This window comes from Streptomyces luomodiensis (assembly GCF_031679605.1).
Lineage (GTDB): Bacteria > Actinomycetota > Actinomycetes > Streptomycetales > Streptomycetaceae > Streptomyces > Streptomyces luomodiensis.
Genome location: NZ_CP117522.1, coordinates 4,670,397 through 4,690,012, shown reverse-complemented (window position 1 = coordinate 4,690,012; position 19,616 = coordinate 4,670,397). Strand labels below are relative to the sequence as shown.

At 73.0% G+C, this 19,616-nt stretch carries 16 protein-coding genes; 12 read left to right on the top strand and 4 right to left on the bottom strand.

Translation table 11 applies throughout. From position 1 onward, the window contains the following. Positions 1-25 precede the first annotated feature (25 nt). The 5 genes from mshD to PS467_RS19525 all read left to right on the top strand — a co-directional run bounded on the left by mshD (position 26) and on the right by PS467_RS19525 (position 7,350). Positions 26-958, top strand: a complete 933-nt coding sequence (gene mshD / locus PS467_RS19550; protein ID WP_311036375.1) for a mycothiol synthase — start codon at positions 26-28, stop codon at positions 956-958. Positions 959-1,240: 282 nt separating this feature from the next. Then, on the top strand, positions 1,241-3,490 hold the full coding sequence (locus tag PS467_RS19545) for an RNA degradosome polyphosphate kinase (RefSeq protein ID WP_268972909.1): 2,250 nt from the start codon (positions 1,241-1,243) through the stop codon (positions 3,488-3,490). 139 nt (positions 3,491-3,629) lie between these two features. Next, a complete protein-coding gene (locus PS467_RS19540; RefSeq protein ID WP_311039914.1) occupies positions 3,630-5,348 on the top strand; it encodes a CHAD domain-containing protein in 1,719 nt (572 codons plus the stop codon). Between the two features lie 549 nt (positions 5,349-5,897). Then, positions 5,898-6,317 carry an NUDIX hydrolase gene (locus PS467_RS19535; RefSeq protein ID WP_311036374.1) on the top strand — a complete coding sequence of 140 codons (420 nt, stop codon included), beginning with the start codon at positions 5,898-5,900 and terminating at the stop codon, positions 6,315-6,317. Positions 6,318-6,501: 184 nt separating this feature from the next. After that, entirely contained in the window at positions 6,502-7,350 is an 849-nt protein-coding gene (locus PS467_RS19525; RefSeq protein WP_311036373.1) for a helix-turn-helix transcriptional regulator, read from the top strand. Between the two features lie 85 nt (positions 7,351-7,435). Here the strand turns inward: PS467_RS19525 and PS467_RS19520 are convergent, their stop codons facing one another. Further along, positions 7,436-8,248, bottom strand: a complete 813-nt coding sequence (locus PS467_RS19520; RefSeq protein ID WP_311036372.1) for a class I SAM-dependent methyltransferase — start codon at positions 8,246-8,248, stop codon at positions 7,436-7,438. 206 nt (positions 8,249-8,454) lie between these two features. Between PS467_RS19520 and mshA the strand changes: the two genes are divergently transcribed. Further along, positions 8,455-9,816, top strand: a complete 1,362-nt coding sequence (mshA, locus tag PS467_RS19515; RefSeq protein ID WP_268972905.1) for a D-inositol-3-phosphate glycosyltransferase — start codon at positions 8,455-8,457, stop codon at positions 9,814-9,816. Between the two features lie 166 nt (positions 9,817-9,982). Then, positions 9,983-10,474: a type III secretion system chaperone family protein gene (locus PS467_RS19510; protein WP_311039913.1), complete on the top strand. Its 492-nt coding sequence runs from the start codon at positions 9,983-9,985 to the stop codon at positions 10,472-10,474. An 88-nt stretch (positions 10,475-10,562) separates the two neighbouring features. Here PS467_RS19510 and PS467_RS19505 read toward each other — a convergent pair whose 3' ends face one another. Continuing rightward, positions 10,563-11,252, bottom strand: a complete 690-nt coding sequence (locus tag PS467_RS19505) for a DUF4232 domain-containing protein (protein WP_311036371.1) — start codon at positions 11,250-11,252, stop codon at positions 10,563-10,565. 302 nt (positions 11,253-11,554) lie between these two features. Between PS467_RS19505 and PS467_RS19500 the strand changes: the two genes are divergently transcribed. Genes PS467_RS19500 through PS467_RS19490 form a run of 3 tightly spaced genes read left to right on the top strand, consistent with a single transcriptional unit; the run spans position 11,555 to position 14,939 of the window. After that, on the top strand, positions 11,555-11,836 hold the full coding sequence (locus tag PS467_RS19500; protein ID WP_311036370.1) for a hypothetical protein: 282 nt from the start codon (positions 11,555-11,557) through the stop codon (positions 11,834-11,836). Next, positions 11,833-12,897: an RNA polymerase sigma factor gene (locus tag PS467_RS19495; RefSeq protein WP_311036369.1), complete on the top strand. Its 1,065-nt coding sequence runs from the start codon at positions 11,833-11,835 to the stop codon at positions 12,895-12,897. The genes PS467_RS19500 and PS467_RS19495 overlap by 4 nt, the downstream gene beginning before the upstream one ends. Beyond that, entirely contained in the window at positions 12,894-14,939 is a 2,046-nt protein-coding gene (locus PS467_RS19490; protein WP_311036368.1) for a M48 family metalloprotease, read from the top strand. Before PS467_RS19495 ends, PS467_RS19490 begins: the two co-directional genes overlap by 4 nt. A 9-nt stretch (positions 14,940-14,948) precedes the next feature. Here PS467_RS19490 and PS467_RS19485 read toward each other — a convergent pair whose 3' ends face one another. Next, a complete protein-coding gene (locus PS467_RS19485; protein WP_311036367.1) occupies positions 14,949-16,316 on the bottom strand; it encodes an MDR family MFS transporter in 1,368 nt (455 codons plus the stop codon). 127 nt (positions 16,317-16,443) lie between these two features. Here PS467_RS19485 and PS467_RS19480 point away from each other — a divergent pair, with 127 nt between their 5' ends. Beyond that, positions 16,444-17,205, top strand: coding sequence for a phosphoglyceromutase (locus tag PS467_RS19480; RefSeq protein ID WP_268972895.1), 762 nt, complete (start codon positions 16,444-16,446; stop codon positions 17,203-17,205). 552 nt (positions 17,206-17,757) lie between these two features. Here the strand turns inward: PS467_RS19480 and PS467_RS19475 are convergent. Further along, positions 17,758-18,633, bottom strand: a complete 876-nt coding sequence (locus PS467_RS19475) for an NAD(P)H-binding protein (protein ID WP_311036366.1) — start codon at positions 18,631-18,633, stop codon at positions 17,758-17,760. Between the two features lie 115 nt (positions 18,634-18,748). Here PS467_RS19475 and PS467_RS19470 point away from each other — a divergent pair, with 115 nt between their 5' ends. Next, the gene (locus tag PS467_RS19470; RefSeq protein WP_311036365.1) at positions 18,749-19,492 is read left to right on the top strand and encodes a TetR/AcrR family transcriptional regulator; all 744 of its coding nucleotides are present in this window, start codon (positions 18,749-18,751) and stop codon (positions 19,490-19,492) included. Positions 19,493-19,616: the final 124 nt, after the last annotated feature.

Sequence of the window (19,616 nt, the reverse complement as noted above, 5' to 3'; positions counted from 1 at the left end):
ATTGGACCGCCGTAGGCTCGGCCTCATGAATGACGTGGTGAACGAGACATCCGGTGCCCGTCGGCTCGATGTGCTGGAGGAGCTGACGCCCGCCGAGGCGCAGGATGTGCTGCGGCTGATCGCGGAGTCCGCGCGTATCGATGGTCAGCAGGCCGTGTCCGAGCAGGGGCGGTTGCAGCTGCGGGGGCGCCGGGAGGGGGTGCGGCATCTGGTGCTGCGTGAGCCGAGCGGGGAGTTGGTGGGATACGCGCAGCTGGAGGACACCGATCCGGTGGAGGCCCCGGCCGCCGAGCTGGTCGTGCATCCGGCACACCGGGGACAGGGGCACGGCCGGGCGCTGGGGGTCACCCTGCTGAAGGAGTCGGGGAAGCGGCTGCGGGTGTGGGCGCACGGGGGGCATGCCTCGGCGCGTCATCTGGCGCAGGTGCTGGGGCTGACGCTGTTCCGGGAGCTGCGGCAGATGCGGCGGCCCCTGGGGTCGCTCACGGAGCTGGGCCTGCCGGAGCCCGTGCTGCCGGAGGGCGTGACCGTGCGGACCTTCCGGCCCGGTGCGGACGACGCCGCCTGGCTGGCGGCGAACGCGGCGGCCTTCGCCCACCACCCCGAGCAGGGCTCGCTCACCCAGCGCGACCTGGACGACCGTAAGGGCGAGGCGTGGTTCGATCCCGAGGGGTTCTTCCTCGCCGAGCGCGGCGGCGAGATCGTCGGCTTCCACTGGACGAAGGTGCATGCCGAGGAGGGACTGGGGGAGGTGTACGTGGTGGGCGTGCGGCCGGACGCCCAAGGTGGTGGCCTCGGTAAGGCGCTGACCTCGATCGGGCTGCGGCATCTGGCGGCCCAGGGGCTGCCGACCGCGATGCTGTACGTGGACGCCGACAACTTCCCCGCGGTCGCCGTCTACGAGCGGCTCGGCTTCGGCACGCATGAGACGGATCTGATGTACCGGACCGAGACGTGACCTGAGCGGGGTCTGGCTGTGTCCTGACCGGGACTGGCTGGGGCTGACCGGGGCTGACCGGGGAGGGGCCGATCCGGGTCTGGACGGGACCCGGCCCGGACCCCTGCGGGATGGGTCCCGATTTCCTACGCGCCATGTGTCCGTTACCGGCGATTCAATCTCGGTTGCGAGCATCACGGAATGCAGCCCGCTGTGCCGAATTCGTCGAACCGGAGGCTCTGTGCCGTTTCCGCACCCGCTTCCGCCACGCCGTATTCATTCCTGGCGCGGAACAATGAGTTCATGAGCCACACCAGCGGTCAGGCACCGGTTCCCCCGCAGCCCCAGCCCCAGCCCTCGGTCGGGTCCATCGCGGCGCACCGGCCGCATGCCGTGGCCGTGCCACCGGTGCGGTCGCTCGACCCGGACCTCGACTCCGACCTGGACTCCTACGAGGACGGGACCGGGCCCGACGCGAAGGGCGGGGAACTGCCGCAGGGGCGGTTCCTGGACCGGGAGCGCAGCTGGCTGGCGTTCAACGAGCGGGTGCTGGAGCTCGCCGAGGACCCGTCCACCCCGCTGCTGGAGCGGGCCAACTTCCTGGCGATCTTCGCCAGCAATCTGGACGAGTTCTTCATGGTGCGGGTCGCCGGCCTCAAGCGGCGCATCGCGACCGGGGTCGCCACCCGCTCGGCCTCCGGGCTCCAGCCGCGCGAGGTGCTGGAGCTGATCTGGAACCGGTCCCGTGAGCTCATGGCCCGGCACGCCGCCTGCTATCAGCAGGACGTCGCCCCGGCGCTCGCCGAGGAGGGCATCCATCTGATCCGCTGGCCGGATCTGACCGAGAAGGAGCAGTCCCGCCTCTTCACCCTCTTCCGGCAGCAGATCTTCCCCGTGCTGACCCCGCTCGCCGTGGACCCGGCACACCCCTTCCCCTATATCTCGGGGCTCTCGCTCAACCTCGCGGTCGTGGTGCGCAACCCCGTGAGCGGGCATGATCACTTCGCACGTGTGAAGGTTCCGCCGCTGCTCTCCCGGTTCCTGGAGGCGTCGCCCCGGCGCTTTGTGCCGCTGGAGGACGTGATCGCGGCGCATCTGGAGGAGCTGTTCCCCGGTATGGAGGTGCTCGCGCACCACATGTTCCGGGTGACCCGCAACGAGGACCTCGAGGTCGAGGAGGACGACGCGGAGAACCTCCTCCAGGCCCTGGAGAAGGAGTTGCTGCGCCGCCGGTTCGGACCCCCGGTGCGGCTGGAGGTCGAGGAGTCCATCGACCCGTATGTCCTGGACCTGCTGGTGCGCGAGCTGAAGATCTCGGACGCGGAGGTCTATCCGCTGCCGGGGCCGCTCGACCTCACCGGGCTGTTCGGGATATCCGCGCTGGACCGGCCGGAGCTGAAGTACCCCAAGTTCGTCGCGGGCACCCACCGGGACCTCGCCGAGGTGGAGTCCGCGTCCCCGCCGGACATCTTCGCCGCGCTGCGCGAGCGGGACGTCCTCCTGCACCACCCGTACGACTCCTTCTCCACCTCCGTCCAGGCGTTCCTGGAGCAGGCGGCCGCCGATCCGGACGTCCTCGCGATCAAGCAGACGCTGTACCGCACCTCCGGCAAGTCGCCGATCGTCGACGCGCTCATCGACGCCGCCGAGTCCGGCAAGCAGGTGCTGGTGCTCGTCGAGATCAAGGCCCGCTTCGACGAGCAGGCCAACATCAAGTGGGCGCGCAAGCTGGAGGAGGCCGGCTGCCATGTGGTCTACGGCCTCCTCGGGCTGAAGACCCACTGCAAGCTGTCGCTGGTGGTGCGCCAGGAGGGCGACACCCTGACCCGCTACTCGCACGTGGGCACCGGCAACTACCACCCCAAGACCGCCCGGCTCTACGAGGACCTGGGGCTGCTGACCGCCAATCCGCAGGTCGGCGCCGACCTCTCCGACCTCTTCAACCGGCTCAGCGGCTACTCCCGGCGGGAGAACTACCGGCGGCTGCTGGTCGCCCCCAAGTCGCTGCGCGGCGGGCTGGTCAACCGGATCAACAAGGAGATCACCCACCATCGGACGGGGCGCCCGGCCTACATCAAGATCAAGGTCAACTCGATGGTCGACGAGGCCGTCATCGACGCCCTCTACCGGGCCTCGCAGGCGGGGGTGCCGGTCGATGTGTGGGTGCGCGGCATCTGCGCGCTGCGGCCGGGTGTCCCCGGGCTCTCGGAGAACGTCCGGGTCCGCTCGGTCCTCGGACGCTTCCTGGAGCATTCGCGGGTGTTCGCGTTCGGGAACGGCGGCGAGCCGGAGGTGTGGATCGGCAGCGCCGACATGATGCACCGCAATCTCGACCGCCGGATCGAGGCGCTGGTGCGGGTCACCGACCCCGGCCACCGCGCCGCCCTCAACCGCCTGCTGGAGACCGGGATGTCCGACTCCACCTCGTCCTGGCACCTGGGCCCGGACGGCGAGTGGACACGGCATGCGACGGACGCGGACGGCCAGCCGCTGCGGAACGTACAGGAAATGCTCATCGACGGCCGGAGGCGACGGCGTGGTGCAACGACATGACCTGCCGTCGGCCGGCCTGACGGGCGCCGCCGTGGACGCGGCCGCCGGCGGCCCGGCCAGCCCCGGGGCCGAGGGCGTGGCGGACCGGACGGCGGACGACCGGACGGCGGACCGGGCGGCGGACCGGGCGGCGGACCGGATGGCGGAGGCCACGGCCGTGGCGGCGGGACCGCCGTGGGGGGAGTCGGCGACGGCGGGGGAGGTGCTCTCGGCGTATCTGCACGCCCAGGCCGGGGACTTCCTCCGCAGCCTGCGGCTGCACCGCGAGAGCGGATCCGATGTCGTGGAGGCGGCCGAGGCCGCCCGGCTGCTGTGCCGCGCCGCGCGGCGGATCAGCGGCGTGCTGTACGTCTACCGCCCGCTCACCGACACGGCCTGGTCCGATCAGCTGCGGACCGAGCTGGCCTGGCTGTCGGGGACGCTGGCGCGGGAGCACGCCTACGCGGAGCGGCTGGCCCGGCTGCGCGGTGCCTTGCACCGGCTCTCCGGCGCGGGCGGCCCCGCGGACCGGTTGGCGGACCGATCGGCGCAGGTCGAGGGGGCCGCCGCCGAGCGCGCGAACGCCGGTGAGCGCTTCTCCGAGGACGCCGCGCATGGTTCGAACGCCGCGAGTGCCACGGGTGCCACGGGTGCGGCGAGCGCCACGGGTGCGGCGAGTGCCACGAGTGCCGCGCGCACCGCACGCGGCGGGGTCACGGTCGCGGTCGACGGCGCGGGCGGCCCGCCCAACTCCGTCCCGCCCAACTCCGTCCCGCCCAACTCTGTCCCACCCCGGTCCACCCGGACCGCCCGCCGCAGCGTCTCCCTGGCCGCCGGTGCGCCGGGAGGCGGGGCCGGGGGCTCTGTCGGGGGGCAGGGTCCCGGGCCGGCCGATACGGACGGTACGGGCGGTACGGGCGGTACGGGCGGCGGCGCCGAGGGCGCGGCCGGGACGTCCAGGGACGAGGGCCGCGCGGCCGGACGGCGGCGCGGTGAGCGCGGTGAGCGCGGTGACAAGAGCGGCCGGGGCGGCAGGGGCGAGAAGGGCGACCGGTCCGGCCAGGGCGCGGCCCACCAGCGGGCCGGTGCCGAGGAGGAGGCCCGGGGCGGGGCGCTGACCGTGGGCGCCGCCCGCGCCGGGGCGCTACTGGAGCGCCAGCTCACCCTGGCCCGGACCCGGGCCCACACCGCCGCCCTGGAGGCGCTCGGCTCCTCCCGCTTCCACGCGGTCGCAGACACCGTCGCCCTGCTCGCCTCCGATGCCCCGCTCGACGAGGCCAACGCCGCCCGCCCCGCCGGACAGGTGCTGCCGCCGCTCGCCGACCTGGCGAACCGGCGGCTGACCGAGGCGGTGGAGGCGCTGCCGCTGGTCCGCGCCGGACATCCGTACAACGCGGAGGCACTGGTCCACGGCCTGGCGGCGACCCCGGCGGCGGACGCCCCGCCCGCCAGCGAGCGCCAGGACGCCCCCTGGCACCAGGTGCGCCATCTGCTGCGGCTGTGGCGGTACGCCCTGGAGGTGCTCGACCAGGTGTCTGACCAGGCATACGGTCACGGGTACGGCCAGACATACGACCAGGCGTGGCAGCAGCCGGACGGGCCGAGCGGACCCAATGGAGCAGGGCCGGTCGGGTCCGGTGCCGTGGACGCCGAACCGCCGCTGTCCGTACGGCTGCTGGCCGCCGGACAGGCGCTGGAGCGCCACCGCGACGCGGCCGAAGCGGCCGCCGCCGCTGCGGCGGCCGCCCGTACGCCCCGCATCGCCCCGGCGACGGCGTACGCGCTCGGAGTGCTCCACGCCGATCAGCGGCATGAGGTCGAGGCGGCCCGCTTCGCGTTCGGCCGGATCTGGCGGCGCGTGGCCGTCAGAGCCTCCTGACACGGGGCGCCGGGCCAGGGGAGGAGGCCGGATATCGGTCGTCGGGCGGCGGGTGCGGGCGGGCTGCGGACGTCGGGCGCCGGTCTCGACGGCGGTTGTCGGTCCCCGGTCGCCGGGTGTGTCGGGCGTTGGGTATCGGAGGCCGGACGTCGGGCGTTGGGCGACGGTCGCCGGACACGGGCGCCGGACGTCGGGCCACGGGCCGGGCGCCAGGTGTCGGGTGTCGGGTCACGGGCGTCGGACGGCGGGGCACGGGTGCCGGGTGCCGGACATCGGGCCACAGGCGCCGGACGCTGGGCCACGGGCCACGGGCCACGGGTGGCCGGGCGCCAGGCGCCAGGTGTCGGACAGCGGGCCACGTGTGCCGGACGTTGGGCGCCGGACGTCGGGCGGCGGGTGTCGGGCGGCGGGCCGCGGGCGTTGGGTGCCGGGGATCTGCGACAGTGCTCGTCGCGCGGCTGAGGACGGACAACGGGAGACCCTGGAGGGAGACGGTGGATGAGCCGGCGGAATTCCCGTGGTGACGGTGACGGTGAAGGTGACCGGGAAATGGGCGCCGGGACCGTCCTCGCGGCGGGCTGTGTGCTGTGGCGACGGTCCCTGCGGGACGGTCGGCTGGAGGTCGCCCTCGTCCACCGGCCGCGCTACGACGACTGGTCCCATCCCAAGGGCAAGCTGAAGCACGGCGAGGACGCGCTGCGCGGCGCGGTGCGTGAGGTCGCCGAGGAGACCGGTATGGGCTGCGCCCCGGGGCCGGCCTTGCCCACCCTCCACTACCTGGCCAAGGGCCGCCCCAAGGAGGTCCGCTACTGGGCGGCGGAGGCGGTCGACGTCGACGACGAGACCTTCGTACCCAATCGGGAGGTCGACCGCCTGGTCTGGCTGCCCCCGGACGCGGCCCGTCGCCGTCTCACCTACGACCACGACCGCACGCTCATCGACGCGTTGCTGCACGCCCTGCCCTCATGACCAGCCGTCGGCGGCGGCGTTGGGTCTTGTCCGCGAGCGCCGGGGGCACGTAGTAGCTGTCCGCCCGGTTGAGGTCCGTACCCGGCGGGACGATCTCGTCGATCCGGTCCAGGACGATCACCGGGCGCGGACAGACGGACCGCGGACAACGGATCGCGCACGATGGACCGCGGATAATGGACCGATGGGCCATTCCGAACCGGAGATCAAAGCGTTCCTCAAGGCGCGCCGCGCCGCGCTCGACCCGGCCGAACTGGGGTTGCCGGAGGGAGTCGTCCGGCGCCGGGTGCGGGGGCTGCGCCGTGAGGAGGTGGCCCAGCGGGCCGGGATCAGCGTCGACTACTACACCCGGATCGAGCAGGGCCGGGCCCCGGCCATCTCGGATTCGGTGGTCGGCGGGCTGGCGCGGGCGCTGCGGCTGACCCCTTCCGAGCACACCTATCTGCGCAACATCACGCTGCCGCGGCGGTCCGGCGGAGCCTGCGATCCCGAACCGCGGCCGCGGGTGCGGCCGGAGATCCAGCAGCTGCTGGACGCGATGGACGGCACCGTCCCCGCCTACGTCTACGGGCCCGCGATGGACGTCCTGGCCTGGAACCGGCTCGGCACCCGGCTCGGCATCGACTACGCCACGATCCCCGAGGAGCGGCGGAACGGTCCGCTGCTGGTCTTCCTCGACCCCCGGCTCAAGGAGATTCATCCGAACTGGGACGAGGTCGCCGATGACACGGTGGCCGGGCTGCGCGCGGAGATCGGACGCCACCCGGGCAGTTCGCGGGTGTGCCGGGTCATCCACGAGCTGCTGGAGCGGAGCGAGGAGTTCAAGCGGCGGTGGGAGGCGCAGGCGGTGCAGGAGCGGACGCGGGGCGTCAAGCGGTTCCGCCACCCGGAGCTGGGAGAGCTGGTGCTGCGGTTCGAGGCGTTCGTCCTGCCCGCGGACCCGGGGCAGATGCTGTGCACGTACACGGCCGACAAGGGGTCGGCGACGGCGGAGGCACTGAGCGTGCTGGCGGGTGCGGCGGCGGTGGCTTGAGGGACGCGTTCAGGCGTTCCCGCGTCCGGGTCAGGCATGACGGCCGACGGGCCGGACACCTGGGCCGACGGGCCCGACGGGGCCGTCAGCCCTGGGGCGCCAGCGCCTCCCACCGCACCGTGACCTCCCCCTGGCGCCAGCGTCGCGGCCCGTCGGTGAGCGGCCAGCCCTCGGCGCGCAGCGTCTGGGCGCTGCGTATCCAGCGCTGACGCGCGCTGAGCGGCGCGTACGGGGCGGCGGCCGCCCAGGCGCGGTCGAAGTCGCGCAGGAAGGCGTGCACCGGTTCGCCCGGCACATTGCGGTGGATCAGCGCCTTGGGGAGCCGTTCGGCCAGGTCGGAGGGGCGTTCCAGGGAGCCGAGGCGGGCCGCGAAGGTCACGGTGCGCGGGCCGGCCGGGTCGAGCGCGACCCATACGTGCCGCCGCCCGATCTCGTCGCAGGTGCCCTCCACCAGCAGCCCGCCGGGCGCCAGCCGGGCGCACAGCCGCCGCCACACGGCGGCGACCTCGTCCTCCTCGTACTGCCGCAGCACATTGGCCGCCCGGATGAGCGCGGGGCGGGCCCCGTCCGGCAGCGGCACCTCGAAGCCGCCGTGCGCGAAGGTGAGCCCGTCGCGCTCGTACGGCCGCGCGGCGGCCACGCGTCCGGGGTCGATCTCGACGCCCACCACGCGGGTCCCGGCCCGTACGGTCCGCAGCCGGTCCAGCAGCTCGACGGCGGTCCAGGGGGCCGCCCCGTACCCCAGGTCCACCGCCACCGGTGCCTCGCCGGCCCGCCGCAACGCGGCCCCGTGCGCCGCCGCTATCCACCGGTCCATCCGGCGCAGCCGATTGGGGTTGGTCGTCCCACGGGTCGCCGAACCGATCGGACGGGACGGCGGGGGTACGCGGGCGGGCATGGCGCAGAGCCTATGCGGGGGCGGACGGGGTGGACGGGGCGGGGCGGACCCGGGGGACAGGGAAGGACTTCGGGGCGGGCAGGGGAGCGGACACGAGGGGCCGACGAACACGGAACGTCACGCTTTGGCAAAGCGGAAATGGGAACAACGCGTTCCGGTGTTGAGGACCCAGGAGGGAGCCCGCCCCGGCAAGGAGGTATCGCGCGGTGAGCCAGTACGCGCCCCGGCTCGGCGGCCTGCGAGGCCGGCCCCATGCACCGTTCGGCGTCCCGTCCCACCAGCGGTTTCGCCGCGTTCCGCGGCGGCCGCGGCGGATCGCGATGCTCAGCGTGCACACCTCGCCGCTGCATCAGCCCGGCACCGGCGACGCCGGGGGGATGAACGTCTACATCGTCGAGCTGGCCAAGCGCCTGGCCGCCATCGACATCGAGGTGGAGATCTTCACCCGGTCCACCACCGCCGCGCTCCCCCCGGTCGTCGAGCTCGCCCCCGGGGTGCTCGTACGGCATGTGGACGCGGGGCCCTACGAGGGGCTGGCGAAGGAGGACCTGCCGGCGCAGCTGTGCGCCTTCACGCACGGGGTCATGCAGGCGTGGGCCGGGCACCGGCCCGGCTATTACGATCTCGTCCACTCCCACTACTGGCTCTCCGGCCACGTCGGCTGGCTGGCCGCCGAGCGCTGGGGAGTGCCCCTGGTGCACGCCATGCACACCATGGCCAAGGTCAAGAACGCCGCGCTGGCGGAGGGCGACACCCCCGAACCCGCGGCCCGCGTCATCGGGGAACAGCAGATCGTCCGCGCCGCCGACCGGCTGATCGCCAACACCGGCGAGGAGGCCGAGGAGCTGGTGCGCCACTACGAGGCGGCGCGCGAGCTGGTCGCGGTCGTCCACCCCGGGGTGAACCTCGACCGCTTCCGGCCCGCCGACGGCCGGGCCGCCGCCCGTGCCCGGCTGGGGCTGCCGGCCGACGCGCTCATACCCCTCTTCGCCGGGCGCATACAGCCGCTCAAGGCCCCCGACATCCTGCTGCACGCGGTCGCCCACCTCCTGGAGGAGGACCCCTCGCTGCGCGGGCGCATGGTCGTCCCCGTGGTGGGCGGCCCCAGCGGCAGCGGCCTGGCCAAGCCCGAGGGGCTGCACAAGCTGGCGGCGCGGCTCGGCATCTGCGATGTGGTCCGGTTCCGGCCGCCCTGCGTCCAGGACGAGCTCGCGGACTGGTACCGGGCGGCGTCCGTGCTGGTCATGCCGTCGTACAGCGAGTCGTTCGGGCTGGTGGCGATCGAGGCCCAGGCATGCGGCACCCCGGTCGTGGCGGCCTCGGTGGGCGGTCTGCCGGTGGCCGTACGCGATGGGGTCAGCGGCACGCTGATCGACGGCCACGACCCCGCCGACTACGCCCGTGCCCTGCGCCCCTTCGCGCAGGACCCGGGACGGTCGGAGCGTATGGGCGCGGCCGCGGCCCGACACGCCGAGTCCTTCGGCTGGGACACCTCCGCCGCGGCCACGGCGGAGGTCTATACGGAGGCGCTGCGTGAGCGGCGTCGCCTACGATCGGCCCATGGGTGACACCGACAGCACGTCCGCGAGCGGAGACCGGGGCGTAAGCGGGGACCGGGGCGCGTCCGGGACCCGGGCCGTGGCCGAGGACCAGGCGTCGTCCGGCAGCCGGGCCGCGTCCGGGCCACTGGCCGCTTCCTCCGGGCCCCGGGCCGCTTCCTCCGGGCCCCGGGCCGTGTCCGATGCCAAGGCCGTGATCGAGCGGACCCTGCGCGACGCCGAGCTCGAATGGGAGAGCCCGTCCGACGGCACCTTCGTCGTCACGCTCCCGGGCACCCGCAAGCTGTCGACCACCTGCTCGCTGCGGGTCGGCCGGCACTCCCTCTCCGTCAACGCCTTCGTCGTCCGCCACCCCGACGAGAACCACGAGGCCGTCCACCGCTGGCTGCTGGAGCGCAACACCCGGCTCTACGGGGTGAGTTACGCCATCGACCAGCTCGGCGACATCTACCTGGTGGGCAAGCTGCCGCTCGCCGCCGTCACCCCGGAGGAAGTCGACCGGCTGCTCGGCACCGTGCTGGAGAACGCGGACGGCAGCTTCAACACCCTGCTGGAGATGGGGTTCGCCACCGCCATCCGCAAGGAGTACGCGTGGCGCACCTCGCGCGGCGAATCCACCCGCAACCTCGAGGCGTTCAGCAATCTGACGCGCGACACGGCGAAGTGAAGGTAGCCGAGCCGACGGCCCGGCGTGGCGGCGCCGAGGCCCCGTCACCGCGATGAGGTGCGCGGTCACGCCGGGCTGATGTCCGCCCTCAGGTCTGCGGCTCGCTGACCGGGCCGACGTAGGTCCCCGGGCGGGTGGCGCCCGACTGGTCCAGCAGCGCGCCGCCGTAGGGCCAGTCCAGCACGATGTTGCGGCGCTCGTTCGGCGGAGTGATGACGACCTGGCTCGGCGCGAACTTCCGGTCGTCGTCGCGGGTCGACGCCAGGAACGTGATGTCGAAGGCGGCCCGTCCGCCGGCGTCGAGCGTCACCGGCGCCGGCTTGTCATTGGTGCGCCGCAGGTCCCAGGTCTCGCCGTGCCCGGTCTGGAGCTGCACACCCGGGAAGCCGACCATGGTGCAGTCCTTCGTGCCGGTGTTCTTCAGCACCACCCGGGCGGTCTGCTGTCCGTCGTACTCCATGTCCGGGCCGCCCTCGAAGTTCGACCACGCGGCCTCCAACTGGTCGCTGGCGCAGCGGTTCGCCGACGAGGAGCTGTCGGAGGCGTCGCTCGTCAGGGTGTCGGCCTTGGGCGAGCCGTTGGAGGCATCGTTCGGGTGGATGGCCGAAGTGTTCGGGTCCGGGTGGATGGGCGAGGCGACCGTGGACGGGTTTCCCTTGGCGTCGGTGTCGGAACCGTCGCTTCCGCAGGCGGTGAGCGAGAGCGCGGCAGCGGCGATCAGCGAGGCGGCGGCGACGGTGCGGGTGCGGGTGCGGCGGAGAGCGGTCTTGCGCGGCATGGCATCCCCCAAGGGCGGTCGAAGTGTGTCCGGGACGCGGTGCGAGTTTTCGCGGTGCGAGTTTTCGCGGTGCGGTTTGTCGGTGCGGTTCGCGCGCTGCGTTCCGCGTCCTGGAAACAACCTTGTCCGCCGCTGCTGTCGATCGGCTAACCCATGACTAACAGGCCGCTGACGCGACGTACGCGGCGCCGGCGTACACGAGCGGTCTTCAAGAATCACGGTGAAGAAAACCGATCCATGACGGCTCTTCATGGTGAACCGGCTCCGGCCGGGAACCATGAAGAGGAGACATAAGGGTGCTCATGGACAATCCGTGGCTCACGGTGGCAACGATCGTGACGGTGGGGGTGCTACGGCTGATGGGGGACGTCATCCGCTGGCTGGCGGCGCGCTCGGGCGAACGGCTCCGGGCGCGCACGCTGGCCGAGTTGGTGAGCAGAACGGCTCCGGGCACGGTGCTCACCGACCGCCGTCCCGACGGCGCGGCGCTGACCATACGGCGGCGGCCGCAGGAGCGGTCCGAGCGGGATGAGTGGGACGAACGGGATGAGCGGGATAAGCGGGACGGGGGGCGGGCGGCATGAGCGGGACCGCAGAGGAGATCACGCGCGAAGAGAGGTCCGAGGAGGAGTTCGACGCCTTCTACGCCCGCACCTACCCCTGGCTGGCCGCCCGCGCGGTGATGCTCAGCGGCAACCGGCAGAACGCCGAGGACGCCGTGCAGGAGGCGTACATCGAGGCGATGCGCCGCTGGCCCGAGGTCAGGGCGTGCGCCTCGCCCGAGGCATGGGTGACCACCACCATGCGGCGCAAGCTCTCGCGGGACGGGCGCCGCTGGTGGTTCCGCTGGAAGCCGGTCGAGCTGACCGTCCCGGCCGCCACGACCGCCACCGTGGAGGAGACCGCCGAGGCGCTGGCCGCGCTGCGCGCACTCGGCACGCTGCCACCGCGCCAGCGCCAGGTGGTCGTCATGCATTCGCTGGAGGGCATGAGCTATCAGGCGATCTCCGCAGAGCTGGGGATCTCCGTCGGCAGCGTCGGCAGCAACCTGCACAAGGCCCGCGCCCGGCTGAGCCTGCTGCTCGACGTCTCCCCCGAGCTGGACCGCTCGGGCGAGCGCCTGCTGACCCGCACGGCGCGGGACCCGCTGGCCGTGGCGCTGTACGGGGCCGTGGAGTGGCTGTCGGACGGCTTCCGGAGCGAACCCCGCCGGGCGGAACCGGGGAACGATGCCGGGGGCCTTGCCCGGGACGGCGACCTGGACGACGCCCGCGACGGTGCCTGGGGCGACGGCCGCGATGCCGCCTGGGGCGACGCCCGCGACGCCGCCTGGGGCGACGTCTGCGCCGACGGCCGCGACGCCGCCCGGGACGGGGTCCGTGACACGACTCGGGCGGGGGTTCGTGATGCCGTCCGGGACGGGGTCCGTGACGCGACTCGGGCCGGGGCGCGTGATGCCGCCCGGCAAGGTGTCCCTGACGCCACTCGGGCCGGGGCGCGTGATGCCGCGCAGGACGGGGCACGCGATCCCGCCCGGCAAGGCATGCAGGACGGGGCACGTGATGCCGCCCGGCAGGGTGCCCGGAACGAGACACGCGACACCGCCCGCAACGGCGTCCCCGACACCACCCGGGAGCGCCGATGATCGGTGCCGCCCGTTCGGTCCTCGCCGTCGCCCGTGCTGTCCTCGCCCTCGCCCTGCTCGCCGTCTTCTACGCGCTGGTCGCGGCCATGGTGCTGCTCTGGGGGGCGTTTCTGGCGGCGGCCTTGTGGACCGCCGGTGAGCCGGGGGTCCAGTCGCCGCCCACCAGCGTCGTCACCGCCTGCGCGGCGTTCGCGCCGATCGTCTTCGGCATGGTGTGGGCGGTGGTCCGCACCGCGCGGCCCGCCGCCCCGCGCGAGGACGCGGTGACGGTGACCCGGCGCGGGGCGCCCGAGTTATGGCGCACGGTCGAGGAGCTGGCGCTCGGCGTCGGCACCCGGCCGCCCGTCCAGATCCGGCTGACCGCGGAGGTCAACGCCTCGGTCACCGAGGACGCCCCACTCCTCGGGCTGGCCCCCGGCCGGCGCGTCCTCTACCTCGGCGTGCCCCTGCTGGTCGGCCTGCCGCCCGCCGAGCTGCGCGCCGTCCTCGCGCATGAGCTGGGCCACTTCTCCCGCCGCCACAGCCGCTTCGGCGCGGTGGCCCACCGGGGCGCGGCGGGCCTGGTCGCCGCCCGGCAGGCGATCCAGGACGCGTCGGCCGCCAATGACCTGGTGCGGCTGTACGCGGGCGGGCCGCTGCTGCTGCTCGGCCTCTACTCCCGTGTCTTCCGCTGGCTCACCCGTCCGGTCCGGCGGCGGCAGGAGCTGGAGGCCGCCCGGGTGGCGGGTCCGGGTGCCGTCGCCGACGCGCTGTGCTCCACGGAGGCGCTGGCGGTGGCGTGGCAGGAGTTCCTCGCCGACTTCCTCGCCCCGATGCGCCGGGCGACCGGCCGGATCCCCGACGATCCGTTCCGCGCCTTCGCCCATATGGTCGAGGCGCCCGAAGTACGAGAGCCGATGGCCGCGCTGCGCGCCCGCGCCGCCGAGCGGCCCGCCGGCCCCGACGACGCGCATCCGGCCCTGGCCACCCGGCTGGAACGGCTGGCGCGCCTGCCCGCCCGGGAAGCCCGGGAGCCCGGCACCGAACCCCGGCTCCCGGACCCCGTCCCCGTCCCGCCGCGGTACGCGGTCGAGCTGGGCCGCGTCCTGCTGTCCGGCCCGGACGCGGGGACCAGAGTGCCCTGGCGGGACTGGCTCACCGAACTGGCCGAACACCGCGCGACGCGGACCCTCACCCCACTGGCCGAGGCCGTGCGCACGGTCGAGGAGGCCGAGGGGACGGGACGACGGAGGGCGGAGCCGGACGCGGAACGAGAGACGGCGAAACCGGGCGCGAAGCGGGACGCGGAACAGGGTGCGAAACCGCAAACGGAGCCGGAAACGGAGCCGGACGCGCTGACGATCCAGCGGGTGCTGCGACTGCTGGACGGCGGCCGCCGGATGCCGCTCGCCCGCGCCCTCAACTCCCGACTGCCCCACACCGAGCAGACCGAGCGCGATCCACTTCGCCCCCTGGCCGACGCCCTGGCCGTGCTGATCGGGGCGCAGTTGGTCGCGCGGGGGACCGCGTACTGGGCGATGGACTGGACCGGCCCCAGCATCCTCGTACCGCCCGACGGCATCGCCCCCGAGACCATCCACACCTGGGCCGACACCGCCGTCCGGCTGCCCGGCCAGACCCAGCGGCTCGGGCTGCACCTGGCCGCCCTGGGCGTGGACGAACGCGCACCCCTGCCCACCGGCCCGGCGCCGGGGGAGAAGGCGCGGCGGATCAGCATCGCGCCGGGAGTCACCGGCCCCGCGCGCCGGCGGATCACCGCCGTACGGGCGCTGGCGTTCACCGTGCTGGTGGGGATGACGGGGCTGATGCTCGCGCTGTGGGCGAACAGGGACGAGCCGAGCTACCCCGGAACGCCGGTGACCCGGTGGAACGACCCCTACCAGCCGGGCGGCGGCACCGGCACCGCGCCCGCGCCTGCCCCGTTCCCGACCTACGGCTTCCCCACCACCCCCGTGTGGCCGACGCCCCCGGCCTACCGGCTGCCGCCGCCCTCGCTGCCGAGCATCGACATCAAACCGCTGCTCCCCAGGCCCACGCGGTGATCGCGGCAGCTACCCCACCTCAGCGGCACCCGCACCAACCCCGGAACCCTTGCCTTCAGATCCCCCACCCCCCGAACCCTCGCCCCCAGAACTCCTCACCCCGGAACCCTCAACACCAGAACCCCCAGAATCCTCAACCCCAGAACCGCTCCGCATCGCGCGCCCCAGCGCCGCGTACCCGGCGGCGGCCACGCCCCCCACGACCGCGCTGGCCGCCCACAGCGTGTCCGCGCCGAAGCGGTCGATGACCGCGCCGCCGGCGAGCGGTGCGATGAGCGAGGCGAGGGACCACGACAGGCTGTACATCCCCTGGTAGCGTCCGCGCCCATGGGTCGGGGAGAGCCGGGCCACCAGCCCCATCTGCGTGGGCGAGTTGATGACCTCGCCGAGCGTCCAGACGGCCACGGCCAGCGCGTACATCCCCACCGACCCGGCGAAGGCGGTCAGCCCGAAGCCCGCTCCGGTCAGCAGCGCGGAGGCGATCAGCAGGGGAGCCGGATCGCGGTGTTCGATGAACCGCGTCACCGGGATCTGCACGGCCACGATCAGCACGCCGTTCGTCGCGATCGCGACGCCGAAGTCCGTACTGGACAGCCCGTCCGTTCCCATCGCCACCGGCAGCGCCACGAACGCCTGCTGGATGAGGGTCGCGATCAGGAACGACAGCGCGACCACGGCCATGAACCGCCGGTCCCGCAGCACCGTGCCCAGCCCGACCTCCGGCTCCGGCGGGTCAGTCGCCGCCCCCGCCGCATTCTCACCCGCGACTGCCGCACCCCGCTCCGGCCGGGACTCCGGGAGCCTGGCGAAGACGATGACCGCGCACAGCAGCGTCATCCCGGCGTCGGCCAGGAAGAGGGTGAGATAGCCGTGGCGCGCGATCAGCCCGGCCGCCGCCGCCGAGACGGCGAAGCCGAGGTTGATGGCCCAGTAGTTGAGCGAGAAGGCCCGCACCCGGTCCTCGGGGGCGACGATGTCGGCGATCATCGCCTGCACGGCGGGCCGTGACGCGTTGCTGGTCATCCCCACCAGGCAGGCCACGACGGCGATGGCGACCGGGTCCTGGACGAAGCCCAGGACGGCGACCGTGACCGCCGTCGACAGCTGCGAGACCAGCAGCGTGGGCCGCCGCCCCAGCCGGTCGGTCAGCACCCCGGAGACCACCGCCGACACCGCCCCGCCCAGCCCGTGCAGCGCCCCGACCAGTCCGGCGAACATCGCCGAATAACCACGGCCCACGGTCAGGTACATGGCAAGAAAGGTGGCCACGAACCCGCCCAGCCGATTGACCAGGGTGGAGGTCCACAGCCACCAGAACGCCCGGGGCAGTCCCGAAACGCTCTCCTTCGTGGCCTGCCTCAGTCGGACGACGGACACCGGGCGACTCCCCCCTGTAAGTGGCACAACCAGCAACCGCAAATTACCGACCCCGCCCCCACCCCGCCACCGAATTGACGGGGTCCGTCAACCGAGCCCCTCAGGCCGGTCCAGTAGGCTCGACGACATGGCCGACGCACCGTACAAGCTGATCCTCCTCCGCCACGGCGAGAGCGAGTGGAACGCGAAGAACCTGTTCACCGGCTGGGTGGACGTCAATCTGAACGAGAAGGGCGAGAAGGAGGCCGTCCGCGGCGGTGAGCTGCTGAAGGACGCCGGCCTGCTCCCCGACGTGGTCCACACGTCCCTCCTGAAGCGCGCGATCCGCACCGCGCAGTCCGCCCTGGAGGCCGCCGACCGCCACTGGATCCCGGTCCGCCGCTCCTGGCGGCTGAACGAGCGCCACTACGGCGCGCTGCAGGGCAAGGACAAGGCGCAGACCCTCGCCGAGTTCGGCGAAGAGCAGTTCATGCTGTGGCGCCGCTCCTACGACACCCCGCCGCCCCCGCTCGAGGACGGCGCCGAGTGGTCCCAGAGCGACGACCCGCGCTACGCGACCATCCCGCCGGAGCTGCGCCCGCGCACCGAGTGCCTCAAGGACGTCGTCGAGCGCATGCTGCCGTACTGGTACGACGGCATCGTCCCGGACCTGCTCACCGGCCGCACGGTCCTGGTCGCCGCCCACGGCAACTCGCTCCGCGCCCTGGTCAAGCACCTCGACGGCATCTCCGACGCCGACATCGCGGGCCTGAACATCCCCACCGGCATCCCGCTCTCCTACGACCTGGACGCCGACTTCCGCCCCGTCAACCCGGGCGGCACCTACCTCGACCCGGAGGCCGCGAAGGCCGCCATCGAGGCGGTCAAGAACCAGGGCAAGAAGAAGTAAGTTTTGTGATCATGCCCCCGACCTGCGCATACGGCGCGGTGCGGGGGCATTTTCACGGCCGGGGTGGACTTGGAGCGGAGGGGCCGTGTGCCGCCCGCACGCGAGCACGGGCCATCGGTCGGGATCGTCGCCCCTGGTCAGCCAGCAGTAGATGTCTGCGCCGCTGGTGACTCCCCAGGCCAGGATGGAATCGGGGTCCACATCCAGGGCCGCTCTGCCACCGAGCATTTCCCAAGTGCCGCGGGCGTTCGCTGTCTCCTTGCGCAAGCCCGGCCCGTCCGAGTAGGTATCGGACCGCGGACCGGCAGCAGGATCCCGACGTGTCCGCTGATCCGCCCTGCTCCGTACATTTCCATAAAGGCGACACAGTCGGCCGGAAACCGCGTCCCCCAGATCTCCTCGACCGCATGCCAGTCGATCTGCTCACCCACGCCGTGCGGTGCCGGCACAACCTGCGCGAGCGCCGCTGTCTGAGGATTCCCGCCCACTGCCACTCCTTCGTGCTCCGCCGACCCTGTGACCGTACGGGACTCGTTGCGGCACAGAACGGTGTCAGTTCTGGACGGCGGGTGCGAGGACGTCCTGGCACCAGTGGAGGAAGGTGGTGGGGGACGGCGTGGCGGAGGCTGCCTCGGCTTCGTAGATTCCGTTGTTCTGGGCGCGGGCCATGTCGGCCAACCCCTGTGCCCAGGCGTCGCTCATCCCGTACCGCAGCATGTCGGCCTTGTAGTCGGCCATGCCGACCTGCTGGAAGGTGACCGGTTTGCCGAGGGCCTCCGAGATGGTCCGCGCCATCTGGGTGGGCGTCAGTGCGTCGGGGCTGAGTACCGGAACGCTGTCCTGCCCGGTCCAGGTGTCGTCGAGCAGCAGCCGGGTCGCGGTGGTGGCGATGTCCTGGGTGGCGACCAGGCGGAGGGGGCGGTCTGCGGCGTTGGCCAGGAAGAACGTGCCCTGGTTCTTGATGGTCTCGGCCTGGGCGAGGAGGTTCTCCATGAAGAACGGCATGCGCAGGGACCGGTAGGCCACCCCGGTCCGTTCGATCAGGTCGTCCATGGCGAAGGCGGGCGTGAGCAGCCCGGCGTCCTCGCCGTAGTCGGCCCCCAGGCTGGAAACGCCGACGATCCGCTGGACGCCCTGCGCCGTGGCGGCCTCGCAGGCGGGGCGGGTGAAGCCGAGGTAGTGCTCCATGGGGTCGTCGGCGGAGGGGTTCGGCGGGACCAGCCACAGCACGGCGTCGGCTCCGGTGAACGCCTTGGTCAGCACCGCGGGATCGTTGTGCGAGCCCTGCACGACCTCGACGCGATCGCGGATCTGGGCGGACAGCCGGTCCGGGGCGCGGGCGATCACGCGGATCGCTTCCGTACCGCCGGTCAGGCTCTCGAGGACCTGGTGGCCGATCCGGCCGGTCGGGGCCGTAATGACGATCATGTGCTGCTCCTGTTGGTCCGCAAGGCGGCGCGGCGCCGCAGTTGCTTCCGATGGAAACATGATGAGGGTACCAGTGGAACTATCGGCGGAACCCTCAGAAAGGTATCGTTGATATATGACGCCACGTACGTTCGGCGGAGACGGCGCCGCCGACGCATCCGACACCTCGGCCACGGGTCGCGAGCAGACCCGTCGGCGGATCATCGAGGCCGCCGTCGGTCTTCTGGAGCGCGGAGGGCGTGACGCGGTCACCACGCGCGCGGTGGCCGAGGCGGCGGGGCTTCAGCCGCCGGCCATCTACCGGCTGTTCGGCGACAAGGACGGGCTGCTCGAAGCGGTGGCCGAGCACGGCTTCGCCACATTCCTCGCGGCCAAACACGTCGACCCCGACCCGCAGGACCCCATTGAGGACCTGAAGGCCGGATGGGATCTGGCGGTCGAGTTCGGTCTGGCCAACCCCGCCCTGTACGCACTGATGTACAGCGAGCCCGCACGGCCCGCGTCGGCCGCCTTCGAGCTCGGTATGGAGATCCTGATGGGCCGCGTCCGGCGCCTCGCCGTCGGCGGCTGGCTGCGCGTCGACGAGGAGCTGGCGGCCCAGATTATCCACGCCACGGCGCGCGGCGCCGTGCTCACCTGGCTGTCCCAGCCCGAGGACCGGCGCGATCCGGCGCTGCTGACCACGCTCCGGGAAGCCATGGTCGCCGCCGTCACCAACCAGGAGCCGGCCGTGCGGGACGCGGGCCCGGCCGGCGCCGCCCGCACCTTGCGCGCCACACTGCCCGAACAGACCTCCCTCAGCGGCGCGGAGCAGCGGCTGCTGCGGGAGTGGCTGGACCGACTGGCCGCCGACGGGTGAGGTCGGCATCCGACGGGTGAGGCGGCGCGACGGCAAAGCCTTCGCGAGTTCCTTCTCGAGTCTCTTCGCGAGTCCCTTCGCCAGTCCTCAAGACCTCTTGAGGACTTACCCTGAAACCGTCCCC